The following is a 15,878-nucleotide window of genomic DNA, read 5'->3' on the forward strand; positions in this document are numbered from 1 at the left end:
ACCGCACGTCAGTCCTCGACAGGCCCGCGGCTGCCACCGCGGGCAATGCCGAAACGATACAGGACCGACCAATGCAAAAGCTTCTTTCGCGGCTGGCGCGCATCTGTGTGTGTGTAGCGTGTGCCCTGCCCGTGATCTCGATGACCTCTGCGCCTGCCGCAGCCGAGGCGCCGCTGAACCCCGCGCGGGTGTCCACCAAGGGCGGCCAGTCCATGAAATGCCTGACCGAGGCGCTGTATTTCGAGGCGCGCGGTGAATCGGTCAAGGGCCAGCGCGCCGTGGCCGAGGTGATCCTGAACCGCGTCGATCATCCCAGCTTTCCGAAATCGGTCTGCGGCGTGGTCAACCAGCGCGGCCAGTTCAGCTACAAGGGCGGCAGCCTGCGGATGCGCGACGGTGCCGCCGCCGCCCGCGCCGCCAAGATCGCCGCCGCCGCGCTGGCCGGCGCGCCCCGCGACCTGACCAACGGCGCGACCTATTTCCACACGACCCAGGTCCGCCCGTCGTGGTCCAAGCGGTTCACCCGCACGACGCGCATCGGCGCGCACATCTTCTATCGCCGCGGGGGCGGGCAGCGCGTCGCCTCGAACTGAGGGGCGGCCGGCAACGGCCTTTGACATCGGGGCGCAGGGCGGACACCGCCTGCGCCCTTTTTCATGGCCGTGGCCTTAGCCGTGGATCAGCGGGCGCTCGTTCGCGATGTGCCGTCGGGCCAGCTGCCGCCCCTGCCGTCCGGGGACAAGCGGCCGTGCGGGCCGGGGCGCCGGGGCGTTCGCCAGTTCGGGGAACAGGGCCAGGATCTCGTCCCGGGCGGCACCGGGCAGCGTCCTGATCGCCTCGGCCCCGGCATAAAGCGACTCGGTTGCCGCACCCTCGGCAAAGACGACCTGATGCCGGTCGCACATGAAATGGACATAGTCCACGCGCTCGCAGGTCGCGACGGCGATGCCCGGCAGGCCGATTAGGTGCTTGGCGGCGACCAGCACCTCGGGCGCGCCGAACATCCGCTGCGCGATGGCCGACCGGACCAGCATCCGGTGCTGGGGCGAGACCAGCAGGTCGCGCCCGGGCCTGCCTTCACCCAGCGCACCGACCGCGATGCGGATCGGCCGCAGCCCCGGACGACGGGCCAGGTCGGCCCGGTCCAGCGTCCTGGACCCGATCCAGCGGATCGGCTGGAAACCGTGGGCGGCCGTGCGGACCAGATCGCCCGCGCGCAGGCGTTCGACGGCGACCGGGCCGCGCACCGTGTCGATCAGCGTGCCCGCCGCAAAGCACGGGAACGCCACGTCGAAGATTTCCGGTCTGAAACTGGTGGTGTGGTTGATCGCCCCGAAGGATTCCGAGACGCGCTGATCGACCGCAATAACCTCGATGCTGTGGACGCGGTCGATCGTGGCCCAGTCGCCGACCGTCGCGGAAAAGGGGCGAAAGAACAGGTCGCCGTTCGACATCTGCACCAGCGTCGCCTGCTGGTCCTGAAAGACGTCGGGCTGCGATCCCGTCTGGATGCGCATGGTCACCCGGAACGCCGAAATGGCGTTCACGCCCGTCACCTGCCGGTCGTCCGCGTCATAGGAGAAGGTGGTCGGTCGGATGCCGCGGGCCGTCCCGTCCCACACCGTGACAAAGCTGTTCGGACTGGCCGGGGTGAGGGTGGCATAGTTCCCGTCGAGGGACACTGCCTCGATCTGGTCGCGCCCCTCGACCCGGTGGCCCAGGATGGCATTGCGCTGCGCCACGTTGATGCTGGTCAGCGGCGACGGGTCCAGCATCGGCCGGTTGCCGATCCACAGCCAGTTGACGGTCGAAATCGGCATGCAGCCCTCCATCGGCTTTGGGCAGGTCTGGCGGTCGATGACTGCCACAGCGGCGTGAACGGACGGCGGGCCGGCCGGTTCCGCGGCCCGCCGTGCAGCCACTATCGCCCGCGTTCACAGGTTATTCCAGACTAAATGCCTCGATAAAGGGCGCCGCCGAACTTTGCCCGCATCTTGCGGCGGGTCTGTTTCCGTTTAAGCAGGCGGCATGGACCAGCCCGACCGCATCCACCTGCGCGACTATGTCGTCACGGCCGACATCGGCGCGTTCCAGACCGAACGCGGCAACCCGCAGCGCCTGCGCTTTGCGGTCGAGGTCGAGCTGGCCGAGCCGGTGTCAGGCGCGGACGACCACGTGGACCGCATCCTCAGCTATGACGTGCTGACCGGGGCGGTGACTGCGGCGCTGGCAGACTCGCGCGTGGCCCTGCTGGAGACGCTGGGCGAACGCATCGCGGCGCAGGTGCTGGACCATCCGCGTGCCGCCCGCGTTGCCGTGACGATCGAAAAGCTGGACCGCGTGCCCGGCGCGCTGGGCGTGTCGCTGGTGCGCCGCGCCGCGCGGGTGCGGGCGGTGCCCGCCGGCGCGGCGCCGGCCGTGCTGTTCATGGGGGCGGATGCCGGACTGCCCCCGGGCGCGGTCGTGGTGGCGCCCGACGCGCCCGGCCTGCCGCTGCCGCAAGGCGGGGACGCGCGGCGCATCGCGCTGCTGGCGCTGGACCAGGCGGCGTGGGCGCTGGCCGGGCGGCTGGGGGTGACCGTCGCGGACAGCCGGACCGAGATCGACTGGGCTGCGACCGAGGGGCGCGCCGTCGTCTGGGCGCCCGCGCGCATGGCGGCCGACGTGGCGGACCTGCCCGCGGATGCGGTCGCGCTGGCCTTCTGGATCGCGCAGCGGCTGGGCGCGCCGCGGCTGGATATGGCGCTGCCGCCCGGCGTGCCCTTGCCCCCGCCCTTGGCGGATTTCCGCGGCACCGTGGCGCGCGCCGGGCGCTGATCTTGCCCGCCGACCGGCTTTGTGAGCACCCTGCGCCCTGATCCCGAATGACCCCGATGCAGCACCCCCGGACCTACTGGCGACCCATCCCCGACCCGACCGGCGGGCGCTGGCGGCTGGCGGGCGGCTGGGTCGGATTCTCGCGGCTGGAACGCCTGACGCGAGGCGGGCCGCCGGAAATCGTGGAGGACGCGCCCGACGACGTGCTGGCCGCGCTGACCGCCCCGCGCCCGCCTGTGCTGGGCGTTTCGATGGACCGGCCCCGCGTCATGGGGATCGTCAACGTGACGCCCGACAGCTTTTCCGACGGCGGGTGCTGGGATGCGGACGGCGCGGCGCATGGGCGCGACCTGCTGGCGGCGGGGGCCGACATGCTGGACATCGGCGGCGAGTCGACCCGCCCCGGCGCGGCCGAGGTGCCGGTTGCCGACGAGATCGTCCGCGTCGCCCCGGTGATCGCGGCGCTGGCCGGGGCCGCGCTGTCCGTGGACACCCGCAAGGCTGCCGTGGCGCGTGCGGCGGTGGCCGCGGGGGCGGGGCTGGTCAACGACGTGTCCGGGCTGGATTTTGACACCGGCATGGCGGCGGCCGTGGCCGAACGCGGGGCCGCTATCTGCCTGATGCACGCGCAGGGCGTTCCGCAGACGATGCAGGACGATCCGCGATACGACGACGTGCTGCTGGACGTCCATGACGCGCTGGCCGACCGCATCGCCCGCGCCGTCGCGGCGGGCATCCCGCGCGACCGCATCGTGGTCGATCCGGGCATCGGCTTTGGCAAGACGCAGGCGCACAACCTGGCGATCCTGCGCCGCATCGGACTGTTTCACGGCTTGGGCGCGCCGGTCCTGCTGGGCGTGTCGCGCAAGCGGTTCGTGGGCACGATCGGGGGCGCGGACACGCCCGCCGACCGCGACCCCGGAACGTTGGCGCTGACGCTGGCGGCGGTGGCGCAAGGTATCCAGATCCACCGGGTCCACGACGTGGCCGGCATCAGACAAGGCCTGTCCCTGTGGCAGGCCGTCGAAGGGACACAGACATGACCAGACAGCTTTTCGGCACCGACGGCGTGCGCGGCCGGGCCAACACCCACCCCATGACGGCGGAACTGGCGCTGCGGCTGGGCGCCGCCGCCGGCCGCTATTTCCGGCAGGACGGCAGCAACGGCCATCGCGTGGTGATCGGCAAGGACACGCGGCTGTCAGGCTATATGCTGGAAAACGCGCTGACGGCGGGGCTGACCAGCACGGGGATGAACGTGCTGCTGCTGGGGCCGGTGCCGACGCCCGCGGTGGGATTCCTGACGCGGTCGATGCGGGCCAGCGTGGGCATCATGATCTCGGCCAGCCACAACCCGGCCGAGGACAACGGCATCAAGTTCTTCGGCCCCGACGGCTTCAAGCTGTCCGACGAGGCCGAGGCCGAGATCGAAACGATCCTGCAGGGCGAGATCCCCTTGGCCCCGCCCCGCCAGATCGGCCGCGCCCGGCGGATCGAGGACGGGCGCGGGCGTTATGTCGAATACGCCAAGACGACCTTTTCTGCGGGCCAGCGGCTGGACGGGCTGAAGGTGGTGATCGACTGCGCGAACGGCGCGGCCTATCGCGCGGCGCCCGACGTGCTGTGGGAACTGGGGGCCGAGGTGATCGCGCTGGGCGTCAAGCCCGACGGGTTCAACATCAACGACGGCGTGGGGTCCACGCATCCGCAGGCCTGTGCCGAGGCCGTGCGCCAGCATGGCGCGCATCTGGGGATCAGCCTGGACGGCGACGCCGACCGCGTGATGATCGTGGACGAGACGGGCGCGGTGGCCGACGGCGACCAGATCATGGCGCTGCTGGCGGGACGCTGGGCGGACCAAGGGCGGCTGCGCGGCGACGCGCTGGTCGCGACGGTGATGTCGAACCTGGGGCTGGAGCGCCACCTTGCGCGCCGCGGCCTGCGGCTGGAACGCACGGCGGTCGGCGACCGCTATGTCGTGGAACGCATGCGCGCCGGCGGGTTCAACCTGGGGGGCGAGCAGTCGGGCCATATCGTGATGACCGACTATGCCACCACCGGCGACGGGCTGATCGCGGGCCTGCAGTTCCTGGCCGCGCTGGCCGACAGCGGCGAGCGGGCCAGCACCCTGGTGCGCCAGTTCGACCCGGTGCCCCAGATGCTGCAGAACGTGCGGTTCCGCGCCGGTGCCGACCCGCTGTCGGCCGACGCCGTGCGGGCCGAGATCGCGGCGGCCGAGGCGCGGCTGGCGCAGTCGGGCCGCGTCCTGATCCGCAAATCCGGGACCGAGCCGCTGATCCGCGTCATGGCTGAGGCCGAGGACGAGATCGTCCTGCGCGAGGTCGTCGACGGGATCGTCGCGGCGGTGGAGCGGGCGGCGGCGTAGGAGTGGGGGCGCTGCCCCCGTCGCCTGCGGCGTGAATGGGGCCTCACCCCATTCACCCCCCGGGATATTTCGGCAAGGAAGAAAGCCGGTCAGGCCGAGCGCGCGACGGTCGGGGGCGCTGGGGCCGGGTCGATGGCGGTCGGGTCGTAATCATAGACCCAGGCAAAACGCTCGAACACCGCGCGGGGGGCCAGCCGGTCGGCCAGCCGCAGCGCCGTGTGCCCGGCCATGCGGCGCGGGCCGGACAGGTGATAGTTGCGGGCGTTGTCGTTTGCCGCCTGCACGATGCGGACGCAGCGCGGCCGGCGCAGCGCCTGATAGCGGGTCAGCGCGCGGGGCTGGTCGGCATCGGCGTCAAGGCACGCGGCCAGCACCCACGCATCCTCGATCGCCATGCAGGCGCCCTGCGCCAGGAACGGCAGCGTCGGGTGCGCCGCGTCGCCCAGGATCGCGCGGCGGTCGTCGTGCCAGCGCGCGGCGACCTGGTGGCGGTGCAGGCCCCAGATGCTGCACTCCGTCACCTGCGCCAGCCAGCCCGGCACCGGGCCGCCGAAGCGCGCGAAGGCCGCGCGCAGAGTGTCGGGGTCGTCGGGCCGGGACCAGTCCTCGGGCGTCCAGGCGGTGCGTTCCTCGACCGCGACGATGTTGCGCAGGCCGTGGGCCAGCGGATAGCTGACGAGGTGGCGCCCCGGTCCCATGAACACCTGCGCGCCATTCGCCGCGCCCGGTTCCAGCGCGATCAGCGCCCGCCATGCCGCCTGCCCGGTGAAGAACGGCGTCTCAGCCCCGTTCAGCGCGGCGCGGACGCGGCTGTGCAGCCCGTCCGCGCCGATCAGCAGGGGCGCGTCGGGCAGAACCTCGACAGGGCTGTCCAGCCGGATCGCGGCGCCCGCGGCCCGCACCGCCCGGTCCAGCACCTCGATCAGCCGGGCGCGATGCACCGTGCGGAACGCCGCTGCGGGGCGTGCCTTGGCAAAATCCATGTGCAGGACGCGTGCCCCCGCCGCATCGCGCAGCGTGACCCCGTGCGACGGGGCCGAGACCGTGGTGAAATCCGCGCCGGCCCCCAGCGCGTCCAGCACGCGGGCGGCGTTGGGGCTGACCTGGATGCCCGCGCCCACCTCGCGCAGCGCGCCCGCGCGTTCCAGCACGGTCACGGATGCGCCCCGCCGCGCCAGTGCCAGCGCGGCGGTCAGCCCGCCGATGCCGGCGCCGATGATGGTGACGGGGCGGCCCGCCAGCGCACCCGCGCCGGCCACGGCCTTATTCCTCGCGGTGGACGCGTTCGCGGCGTTCGTGGCGTTCCTGCGCTTCCAGCGTCATGGTCGCGATGGGGCGGGCGTCCAGGCGGCGCAGGCTGATCGGCTCGCCCGTCATTTCGCAATAGCCGTACTCGCCCGTCTCGATCCGGCGCAGCGCGGCGTCGATCTTGCTGACCAGCTTGCGCTGGCGGTCGCGGGTCCGCAGCTCGATGGCGCGGTCGGTTTCCTCGGATGCGCGGTCGGCGATGTCGGGGACGTTGCGGCCGCTGTCCTGCAAACCCTCCAGCGTTTCGGCGGACAGGTCCAGCAGCTCTTGTTTCCACGCCACCAGCTTGCGCCGGAAATACTCAAGCTGGCGATCGTTCATGAAGGGCTCGTCTTCGGCCGGGCGATAGTCTTCGGGCAGAAAGGTCTGGCGCTTCATTGTTCCTCCGGCCGGACCGGGCAGGGCGACCCGGCTCCTCGCGCGTCCGCATAAAGGATGAGGGGCCGGAAGGGAAGTGCCGCGACAGCGGCCGCCGGTCACAAACTTGCGGCCCGCCCCGACCGCGACTAGGGTCTGGCGCGACCCTGGAAAGGATGCAGGATGCAGTTCCGTTCAACCGACCGCTATGTGGCGCCCCCCGAACTGGCGCTGGCCGTGAACGCGGCCGTGACGCTGGAACGCCCGCTGCTGGTCAAGGGCGAACCGGGCACGGGCAAGACCGATCTGGCCCGCCAGGTCGCGGCGTCGCTGGGCCTGCCGATCATCGAATGGAACGTCAAGTCCACCACGAAGGCGCAGCAGGGGCTGTACGAATACGACGCCGTCAGCCGCCTGCGCGACAGCCAGCTGGGCGATGCGCGGGTGCATGACGTCGCCAACTATATCCGCCGCGGCAAGCTGTGGCAGGCGTTCGACGCGCCCGCCAAGGTGGTGCTGCTGATCGACGAGATCGACAAGGCCGACATCGAGTTTCCCAACGACCTGCTGCAGGAACTCGACCGGATGGAGTTCCACGTCTACGAGACGGGCGAGACGGTGGCGGCGCGGCACCGGCCGGTGGTCATCATCACCTCGAACAACGAAAAGGAACTGCCGGATGCGTTCCTGCGGCGCTGCTTTTTCCATTACATCCGCTTTCCCGACGCCGAGACGCTGAAGCAGATCGTGGCGGTGCATTATCCGGGGCTGAAGCCGCGGCTGCTGGACGAGGCGCTGTCGCAGTTCCTGGAACTGCGCGAGGCACCGGGGCTGAAGAAGAAGCCGTCCACCAGCGAGCTGCTGGACTGGCTGAAGCTGATCCTGGCCGAGGATCTGTCCCCCGAGGATCTGAAGCGTCCGCCGGGCGAGATGCTGCCGCGCCTACACGGCGCGCTGGTCAAGAACGAGACCGACGTCGCGCTGTTCGAGCGGCTGGCCTTTCTGGCCCGGCGCCAGGGGCGCTGAGGCGGCGCGGTGGAAGGGGGGCGCTGCCCCGTCGCGTTCCGCGACTCCCCGGGATATTTGGTCCAAGGTGAATGTGATGCTGACAGTCAGGGCGATCGAGGCCGCGGACCGGGCGGAGTGGCAGACGCTGTATCGCGGCTATCAGGCGTTCTATGGCTTTCACGACCGGCCGGACGGGTTCTATGACACGGTGTTCGGGCGGCTGACCGCCGGCGGCCCCAGCGATTTCCGGGGGCTGCTGGCTGTGGCGGACGACCGGCCCATCGGACTGGTCCACTATGTCTTTCACCCGAACCTGTGGCGGCCCGAGGGCGTGTGCTATCTGCAGGATCTGTTCACCGACGCTGAGGCGCGCGGCCAGGGCGCGGGGCGTGCGATGATCCAGGCGGTCTATGCTGCTGCCGATGCGGCGGGCGTGCCCTCGGTCTATTGGCTGACGGCCGAGGACAATTATGCGGGCCGGTTGCTTTACGACCGGGTGGCGGTGAAATCGCCCTTTATCCGCTACAACCGGCCGGCCTGAGGCTGCCGCCGTCAGCGCAGGCCGGTTTCCTTCAGCAGGCCCTTGCGCTTGGCCTCATAGTAATAGCCGCGCGAATACCATTTCACCGCCGCGTCGGGGTTGCCGTCCGCGACCATATAGGCCCCGCGCAGGTATTTGACGCCGTATTTCAGGTTGGTTTCCGCATCCAGCAGCCCGGCGGGCGAACCCTTGTAGCCCATGCCGCGCGCCGTGGCGGGCAGCATCTGCATCAGCCCGTAATAGGGGCCGTTGCGCGCCCCCGGCCGATGGCGGCTTTCGCGGATCACCACGCGATGGACAAGCGATTCCGGCACGCCGTACTGGGCCGAATACTTGCGGATCAGCGCGCGCAGCTGCGGCGTCTCGTTGGGGTGCAGGTCGGCCTGCGACACGCGCGGCTGGGCCAGATACATGCGGTTGTCATGGTCGATCTGGCTGCCGCCGCAGGCCGCAACCGAGACGGTCAGGGCCAGCACGGCCAGCCGCGGGAATGTGGGGATCATCACTGCCTCGGGGGATCGTGTCGTTGAGATTGCAGGCACGATAGCGCAGCCGCGCGGTGGCGGAACTGACAATGCGCAAGGCCCCGCCTTGGCGGCGGGGCCTTCGGCGGATTACCGCCGGCGCAAGGGGCGCGAAGTTCTTGGTCAGACGTGGATCGCGCCGTCGCCGCAGGCCAGCGCCGCCTCGCGCACCGCCTCGCTGACGGTGGGGTGGGCGTGGCAGGTCAGCGCGATGTCTTGCGCGGCGGCCCCGAACTCCATCGCGACGCAGATCTCGTGGATCATCTCGCCCGCGCCGGGTCCGATGATGTGGCAGCCCAGGATGCGGTCGGTGTCGGCATCGGCGATCAGCTTGACGAAGCCTTCGGCCTGCAGCATCGCCTTGGCCCGCGCGTTGCCCATCAGGGGGAACTTGCCGACCTTGATCTTGCGGCCCGCGGCTTTCGCGGCCTCTTCGGTCAGGCCGACGCTGGCGACCTCGGGGGTGGTATAGATCACGCCGGGGATCACGTCATAATTCACGTGGCCATGCTTGCCCGCGATGATCTCGGCCACGGCCATGCCCTCATCCTCGGCCTTGTGGGCCAGCATCGGGCCGGGAACGGCGTCGCCGATGGCGTAGATGCCGGGGACGCTGGTGGCGAAATGGTCGTCGATGGCGATCTGGCCGCGGTCGGTCAGCTTGACCCCTGCCGCATCCAGCCCCAGGCCGTCGTGCCAAGGGCGGCGGCCGGTCGCGACCAGCACCACGTCCGCCTCGATCTGCTGTTCGTCGCCGCCCTTCTTCGGGGCATAGACGACGGTCGCGCGGCCGTCCGCCGTCTCGACGCCCGACACGGCGGCGCCCATGACGAACTTGAAGCCCTGCTTGGTCAGGATGCGCTGGAACTGCTTTTGAACCTCGGCGTCCATGCCGGGGGTGATCGCGTCCAGGTATTCGACCACCGTCACCTGGGTGCCAAGGCGATTATAGACGGAACCCAGTTCCAGCCCGATCACGCCCGCGCCGATCACGACCATCGTCGCGGGGATCTTGGGCAGGGCCAGCGCGCCGGTGGAATCGACGACCACGCCGGCGTCGTTGTCCACGGTGACGCCCTTCAGCGCGGACGGGACCGAACCCGACGCGATGACGATGTTGCGCGTCTCGTGCGTCTGGTCGCCGACCTTGACCTTGCCCGGCCCCGCGATCTCGGCCCAGCCTTTCAGCCAGTCGATCTTGTTCTTCTTGAACAGGAACTCGATGCCCTTGGTGTTGGTGCCGACCGTCTCGGCCTTGTAGGCCTGCATCCGGTCCCAGTCGATGTCGGCATGCGCGTTCATCAGGCCCAGCGTGGCAAAGTTCTCGTGCATCTCGTGCGCCATGTGGCTGGCGTGCAGCAGCGCCTTGGACGGAATGCAGCCGATGTTCAGGCAGGTGCCGCCCAGCGTCTCGCGCCCCTCGACGCAGGCCACCTTCAGGCCAAGCTGGGCTGCACGGATCGCGCAGACATAGCCGCCCGGTCCCGCGCCGATCACGATCAGATCATACATTCACGTCGTCCTTTCCTCATGCCGCGGGCCGAGGGCCTGCCGCCTTCGGACCACCCGCGGGTTATTTGCTGCGCCGGTGGCGTCAGAACAGCGCGGTCAGGATCATGACCATCGTGGCCAGGAACCCCATGCCCCAGATGACCGAACGCCACGGAGACCACGCCCACGCATAGGCCGGGACATAAAGCGCGCGCGCCGCCAGATAAGCCCAGGCGCAGGCGGCGGTCAGCGTGCCGTTCGACCCAGTCAGCTGGACCAGCACCACGGCGATGGTAAAGAACGCCAGCCCCTGGAAATGATTGTCCACGGCGCGGCGCAGCCGCCCCGTCAGGGGCGACAGCGGCGGCTTGTCGTCGCGCGGCCCCGCGTTCCAATCGGCGCCGGCGTCGCGGTTCATCGACCACCCCGCCAGCCCGATCTGGAACGCCTGCAGCAGCGCCGCCAGTCCCAGCACCGTCAGTTCGGGCGTGGGCGGCAGGCTCATGCGGTTTCCAGCATGTGGAACTCGGTCCGCGCCACGCCGGCCTGGCTGTCGAACACCGCCGAGGCCTGCCCCAGATAGTCGCGGGCCTTGGCTGCGTTGGCCACCTGATACAGCACCCACGCCCGGCTGCCACCCTCGCGCCAGATCTGCAGGACCGACATCGAGGCGTTGCCCCGATCCTCGGAATCGGCGTCGAACGCCGCTTTCCAGGTGTCATAGTCGGCGATGTCATAGCGGGCGAGAAGCTGGTTCGTCATGGCGTGATCCTTGCAAACGATGTCATTGCAGCGTCAACGGATCTGCCGCGATCAAAGATCCATCAGCAGCCTGCGCGGATCTTCCAGCGCCTCTTTCACCCGCACCAGGAACGTCACCGCGCCCTTGCCGTCCACGATGCGGTGGTCATAGCTCAGCGCCAGATACATCATCGGGCGGATCACGATCTCGCCTTTGACCACGACCGGGCGGTCCTGGATCTTGTGCATCCCCAGGATGCCCGACTGCGGCGGGTTCAGGATCGGCGACGACATCAGCGAACCGTAGACACCCCCGTTCGAGATGGTGAAGGTGCCGCCCTGCATGTCGGCCATCGTCAGCTTGCCGTCGCGGGCGCGCGCGCCCAGCTCGGCGATTTCCTTCTCGACCTGGGCGAAGGATTTCTGGTCGGCGTCGCGCACGACCGGGACGACCAGCCCGTTGGGCGTGCCGACCGCGACCCCCATGTGGACGAACCGCTTGTAGACGACGTCGCCGCCGTCGATCTCGGCGTTGACCTCGGGCACCTCTTTCAGGGCGTGGGAACAGGCCGCGACGAAGAACGACATGAAGCCCAGCTTGACCTTGTGCTTCTTCTCGAACGCGTCCTTGTATTCGCTGCGCAGGGCCATGATGCCGGACATGTCCACCTCGTTATAGGTGGTCAGCATGGCGGCGGTGTTCTGCGCGTCCTTCAGCCGGCGGGCGATGGTGGCGCGCAGGCGGGTCATCTTGACCCGTTCCTCGCGCGCGGCATCGTCCGCGCTGGAGGGCGCGCGCGGGGCCTGCGCCGGGGCGGGGGCGGGCGACGAAGCGGATGCGGGCGACGAGGCGGCGGCGGACGCCGCCTGCGGGGCGCGCGGGGCCTGCGCGGCGCGGGCCACGTCGTCCTTCATCACGCGGCCGTCCTTGCCGGTGCCCTCGACCTGATCGCGGCCGATCCCGGCCTCGGCCATCGCCTTTTTCGCCGACGGCGCGTCCTCGACATCGCCGCGGGGGATCATCTGTTCGGGGCCGGCGCCGGGCGATCCCACGTCGCCCGCCGTCACCCCGTCCTCGCCGCCCGAGGCCGGACCCACGGGCGCGGCCGTGCCCTGGCTGCGCGGCGCGTCGGCCGACGCGCCCTCGGTGATGATGGCAAGGCGGGCCTTGGCGTCCACGGTGGCGCCTTCGGGCGCCAGAATCTCGGCCAGCACGCCGGCGGCAGGTGCGGGCACCTCGACCGAGACCTTGTCGGTTTCCAGCTCGCACAGCATCTCGTCCTGCGCCACGGCGTCGCCGGGCTGCTTGAACCAGGTGGCGACCGTCGCCTCGGTCACGCTTTCGCCCAGCGTGGGCACCATCACGTCAACGGCTTTCCCGCTCATCTTCGGCTCATCCCTGTCTGCGGCCGGCTGGCCGTTGGTGGTCGTCTGGGCGGGCGCGGCGGCCTGCCCGGATTCGTCGATCTGCGCCAGCAGCGCGTTGGGGCTGACCGTCTCGCCCTCGGCCGCGACGATTTCGGCCAGGGTTCCGGCAACGGGCGAGGGCACCTCGACCGTCACCTTGTCGGTTTCCAGCTCGCACAGCATCTCGTCCACCGCGACCCGGTCGCCGGGCTTCTTGAACCAGGTGGCGACCGTGGCCTCGCTGACGCTTTCGCCCAAGGTGGGCACGCGGACTTGGGTGGTCATCTCAGGCTCCGATCTTCAGCGCGTCGGCGACCAGCGCCTCCTGCTCGGTCTTGTGGCGGCTGGCGAGGCCCGTCGCAACCGAGGCCTGCGCCGCCCGCCCGGCATAGCGGGGGCGGCCGTGGGTCGCGCCGACGCGGTTCAGCACCCATTCCAGGTTCGGTTCGACAAACGACCAGCCGCCCTGGTTCTTGGGCTCTTCCTGGCACCAGACGATTTCCGCCGTCTTGAAGCGTTCCAGTTCCTTGGACAGCGAATGCGCCGGGAACGGATAGAACTGTTCCAGCCGCAGCAGATAGGTGTCGCTCAGCCCCGCCTCGTTCCGCGCGGCCAGCAGGTCGTAATAGACCTTGCCCGAACAGATCACGACGCGCTTGATCTCGGCGTCGGGCAGCAGGCTGAAATCGGACTTGCCGCGGTCTGCGTCGTCGCACAGCAGCCGGTGGAAGGTCGAGCCGGTGGTGAACTCGTCAGCCGAACTGACCGCCTGCGGATGGCGCAGCAGCGATTTCGGCGTCATCAGCATCAGCGGCTTGCGGAAACCGCGATGCAGCTGGCGGCGCAGGATGTGGAAATAGTTGGCCGGGGTCGTCAGGTTGGCGACGATCCAGTTGTCCTCGGCGCACATCTGCAGCCAGCGTTCCAGACGCGCGGACGAATGTTCCGGCCCCTGGCCCTCGAAGCCGTGGGGCATCAGCACCACAAGGCCCGACATCCGCAGCCATTTCTTTTCGCCCGACGAGATGAACTGGTCGAACATGATCTGCGCGCCGTTGGCAAAATCGCCGAACTGCGCCTCCCACAGGGTCAGGGCGTTGGGTTCGGCCATCGAATAGCCGTATTCGAACCCCAGCACCGCGTATTCCGACAGCATCGAGTCGATGACTTCGTAGCGCGCCTGTCCGCCGCGGATATGGTTCAGCGGATAGTGCCGTTCCTCGGTCGTCTGGTCGATAAAGGCCGAGTGACGCTGGCTGAACGTGCCGCGCGTGCTGTCCTGACCCGACAGGCGGACCGGGTGCCCCTCGACCAGCAGGCTGCCGAAGGCCAGCGCCTCGGCCGTCGCCCAGTCAAAGCCCTCGCCGGTCTGGAACATCTGCCGCTTGGCGTCCAGCAGGCGCGTGACCGTCTTGTGCATGTCGAACTGATCGGGCGCGCGGGTCAGCGCGGCCCCGACCTCGGCCATCGTGGCGGGGGCGATGGCGGTGTTCCCGGCCACATAATCCTCGCCCTCGGGGCCCAGGCCCGACCACTTGCCGTCCAGCCAGTCGGCCTTGTTCGGCTTGAAGTTCTTGCCGACCTCGAACTCGGCGTTCAGATGCGCCTGGAAGGCGGCCTTCATGTCCTCGATCTCGCCCTCGGGGATCAGGCCGTCGCGGACCAGCCGTTCGGTGTAAAGCTGCAGGGTCGTCTTGTGGCCTTTGATCTGCTTGTACATCGCCGGGTTGGTGAACATCGGCTCGTCGCCTTCGTTGTGACCGAAGCGGCGATAGCAGAAGATGTCGATGACCACGTCCTTGTGGAACTTTTGCCGGAACTCGGTCGCGACGCGCGCGGCGTGGACCACGGCCTCGGGGTCGTCGCCGTTGACGTGGAAGATCGGCGCCTCGACCATCAGGGCGATGTCGGTCGGATAGGGCGAGGTGCGGCTGAAATGCGGCGCCGTGGTAAAGCCGATCTGGTTGTTGACGATGATGTGGATCGTGCCCCCGGTGCGATGACCGCGGATGCCCGACAGCTGCAGACATTCCGCCACCACGCCCTGGCCGGCAAAGGCTGCGTCCCCGTGCAGCAGGATCGGGATGACGCTGGTGCGGGTGTTGGTGTCGGAATACTGGTCCTGCTTGGCGCGGACCTTGCCCAGCACGACCGGGTTCACCGCTTCCAGATGCGAGGGGTTGGCGGTCAGCGACAGATGCACCTCGTTGCCGTCAAACTCGCGGTCGGACGATGCGCCCAGGTGGTATTTCACGTCGCCCGAGCCGTCCACGTCCTCGGGCTTGTAGCTGCCGCCCTGGAATTCGTGGAAGATCGCGCGGAAGGGCTTGCCCATGACGTTGGCCAGCACCGACAGGCGGCCGCGGTGGGGCATGCCGATCGCGACCTCTTTCGCGCCCAGCGCGCCGCCGCGCTTGATGATCTGTTCCATTGCCGGGATCAGCGCCTCGCCGCCGTCCAGCCCGAAACGCTTGGTCCCCATGTATTTGACATGCAGGAACTTCTCGAAGCCCTCGGCCTCGACCAGCTTGTTCAGGATCGCGCGGCGGCCTTCGCGGGTGAAGGCGATTTCCTTGCCATAGCCCTCGATCCGCTCTTTCAGCCAGGCGGCCTGTTCGGGGTCGCTGATGTGCATGAACTGCAGCGCGAAGGTGCCGCAATAGGTGCGGTTCATCAGCTCGACGATCTGGCGGATGGACGCGACCTGCAGTCCCAGCACGTTGTCGATGAAGATCGGCCGGTCCATGTCGGACGCGGTGAAGCCATAGGTCGCCGGGTCAAGCTCGCCCAGCGGCGGCATCTCGCGGATGCCCAGCGGGTCCAGGTCGGCGTGCAGATGGCCGCGGATGCGATAGGCGCGGATCAGCATGATCGCGCGCACGCTGTCCAGCACCGCCCGGCGCAGCTGGTCGTCCGACAGGGCCACGCCCTTGTCGTCGGCCTTGGCGGTGATCTTCCTGATCGCGGACTTGGCCTCGGCGTCGGTCGCCATCGGCCATTCGCCGGTCAGCGCGGCGGTGTTCTCGTCGGCCGGCATCGGCGGCCAGTCAGGCCGCCGCCAGCTGGCGCCCTTGGCGCCGCGCGCGACCGTCGCCTCGGCGTCGCCCAGGCTGCGGAAGAACTCGTCCCATGCCGCATCCACCGCCGCCGGGTCGTTCGCCCACTGGCCATAAAGCTGTTCCACATAGGCCGCGTTCGCGCCTTGCAGGAACGAGCTGTCACGGAATGCGGCGTTGGGGGATTGGTCGTTCATGGGATCACCTGGCCCGGTTGAAGCCTGTTTCATGGCGGTGCCGCG

Annotated in this window: 15 protein-coding genes; 6 read left to right on the top strand and 9 right to left on the bottom strand. The window is 69.4% G+C overall.

The features are described from left to right. Positions 1-140 precede the first annotated feature (140 nt). Positions 141-593, top strand: coding sequence for a cell wall hydrolase (locus EPA64_RS01850; protein ID WP_342773332.1), 453 nt, complete (start codon positions 141-143; stop codon positions 591-593). Positions 594-668: 75 nt separating this feature from the next. Here the strand turns inward: EPA64_RS01850 and EPA64_RS01855 are convergent, their stop codons facing one another. Further along, a complete protein-coding gene (locus EPA64_RS01855; RefSeq protein WP_246026564.1) occupies positions 669-1,820 on the bottom strand; it encodes a Hint domain-containing protein in 1,152 nt (383 codons plus the stop codon). Positions 1,821-2,028: 208 nt separating this feature from the next. On the opposite strand from EPA64_RS01855, the gene EPA64_RS01860 reads away from it, so the two are divergent. The 3 genes from EPA64_RS01860 to glmM are packed head-to-tail and all read left to right on the top strand — an operon-like array spanning position 2,029 to position 5,203. Further along, positions 2,029-2,817, top strand: coding sequence for a dihydroneopterin aldolase (locus EPA64_RS01860; protein ID WP_134724521.1), 789 nt, complete (start codon positions 2,029-2,031; stop codon positions 2,815-2,817). 56 nt (positions 2,818-2,873) lie between these two features. Next, the gene (gene folP / locus EPA64_RS01865; protein WP_134724522.1) at positions 2,874-3,860 is read left to right on the top strand and encodes a dihydropteroate synthase; all 987 of its coding nucleotides are present in this window, start codon (positions 2,874-2,876) and stop codon (positions 3,858-3,860) included. Continuing rightward, the gene (glmM, locus tag EPA64_RS01870; protein ID WP_134724523.1) at positions 3,857-5,203 is read left to right on the top strand and encodes a phosphoglucosamine mutase; all 1,347 of its coding nucleotides are present in this window, start codon (positions 3,857-3,859) and stop codon (positions 5,201-5,203) included. Before folP ends, glmM begins: the two co-directional genes overlap by 4 nt. 89 nt (positions 5,204-5,292) lie before the next feature. On the opposite strand, the gene EPA64_RS01875 is transcribed toward glmM, so the two are convergent. Both EPA64_RS01875 and dksA read right to left on the bottom strand, forming a co-directional pair. Next, a complete protein-coding gene (locus tag EPA64_RS01875; protein WP_181953487.1) occupies positions 5,293-6,462 on the bottom strand; it encodes an FAD-dependent oxidoreductase in 1,170 nt (389 codons plus the stop codon). Positions 6,463-6,466: 4 nt separating this feature from the next. After that, a complete protein-coding gene (gene dksA / locus EPA64_RS01880; protein ID WP_134724524.1) occupies positions 6,467-6,889 on the bottom strand; it encodes an RNA polymerase-binding protein DksA in 423 nt (140 codons plus the stop codon). 162 nt (positions 6,890-7,051) lie between these two features. Here dksA and EPA64_RS01885 point away from each other — a divergent pair, with 162 nt between their 5' ends. Together EPA64_RS01885 and EPA64_RS01890 are read left to right on the top strand one after the other, a co-directional pair. Continuing rightward, the gene (locus EPA64_RS01885; RefSeq protein WP_134724525.1) at positions 7,052-7,894 is read left to right on the top strand and encodes an AAA family ATPase; all 843 of its coding nucleotides are present in this window, start codon (positions 7,052-7,054) and stop codon (positions 7,892-7,894) included. Between the two features lie 76 nt (positions 7,895-7,970). Further along, on the top strand, positions 7,971-8,417 hold the full coding sequence (locus EPA64_RS01890; RefSeq protein WP_181953488.1) for a GNAT family N-acetyltransferase: 447 nt from the start codon (positions 7,971-7,973) through the stop codon (positions 8,415-8,417). Between the two features lie 11 nt (positions 8,418-8,428). Here EPA64_RS01890 and EPA64_RS01895 read toward each other — a convergent pair whose 3' ends face one another. From EPA64_RS01895 to EPA64_RS01920, 6 genes are all read right to left on the bottom strand, one after another. After that, a complete protein-coding gene (locus tag EPA64_RS01895; RefSeq protein WP_134724527.1) occupies positions 8,429-8,920 on the bottom strand; it encodes a lytic transglycosylase domain-containing protein in 492 nt (163 codons plus the stop codon). Positions 8,921-9,064: 144 nt separating this feature from the next. Continuing rightward, on the bottom strand, positions 9,065-10,453 hold the full coding sequence (gene lpdA, locus EPA64_RS01900) for a dihydrolipoyl dehydrogenase (protein ID WP_134724528.1): 1,389 nt from the start codon (positions 10,451-10,453) through the stop codon (positions 9,065-9,067). 82 nt (positions 10,454-10,535) lie between these two features. Continuing rightward, on the bottom strand, positions 10,536-10,937 hold the full coding sequence (locus tag EPA64_RS01905; protein ID WP_134724529.1) for an MAPEG family protein: 402 nt from the start codon (positions 10,935-10,937) through the stop codon (positions 10,536-10,538). Further along, on the bottom strand, positions 10,934-11,194 hold the full coding sequence (locus tag EPA64_RS01910; RefSeq protein WP_134724530.1) for a hypothetical protein: 261 nt from the start codon (positions 11,192-11,194) through the stop codon (positions 10,934-10,936). The genes EPA64_RS01905 and EPA64_RS01910 overlap by 4 nt, the downstream gene beginning before the upstream one ends. A 51-nt stretch (positions 11,195-11,245) precedes the next feature. Next, positions 11,246-12,865, bottom strand: coding sequence for a 2-oxoglutarate dehydrogenase complex dihydrolipoyllysine-residue succinyltransferase (gene odhB, locus EPA64_RS01915; protein WP_134724531.1), 1,620 nt, complete (start codon positions 12,863-12,865; stop codon positions 11,246-11,248). A gap of 1 nt (position 12,866) precedes the next feature. Beyond that, complete coding sequence (locus EPA64_RS01920; RefSeq protein WP_134724532.1) at positions 12,867-15,833, bottom strand: 2-oxoglutarate dehydrogenase E1 component; 2,967 nt, start codon at positions 15,831-15,833, stop codon at positions 12,867-12,869. Positions 15,834-15,878: the final 45 nt, after the last annotated feature.

Source organism: Paracoccus luteus (assembly GCF_004522155.1).
Lineage (GTDB): Bacteria > Pseudomonadota > Alphaproteobacteria > Rhodobacterales > Rhodobacteraceae > Paracoccus > Paracoccus luteus.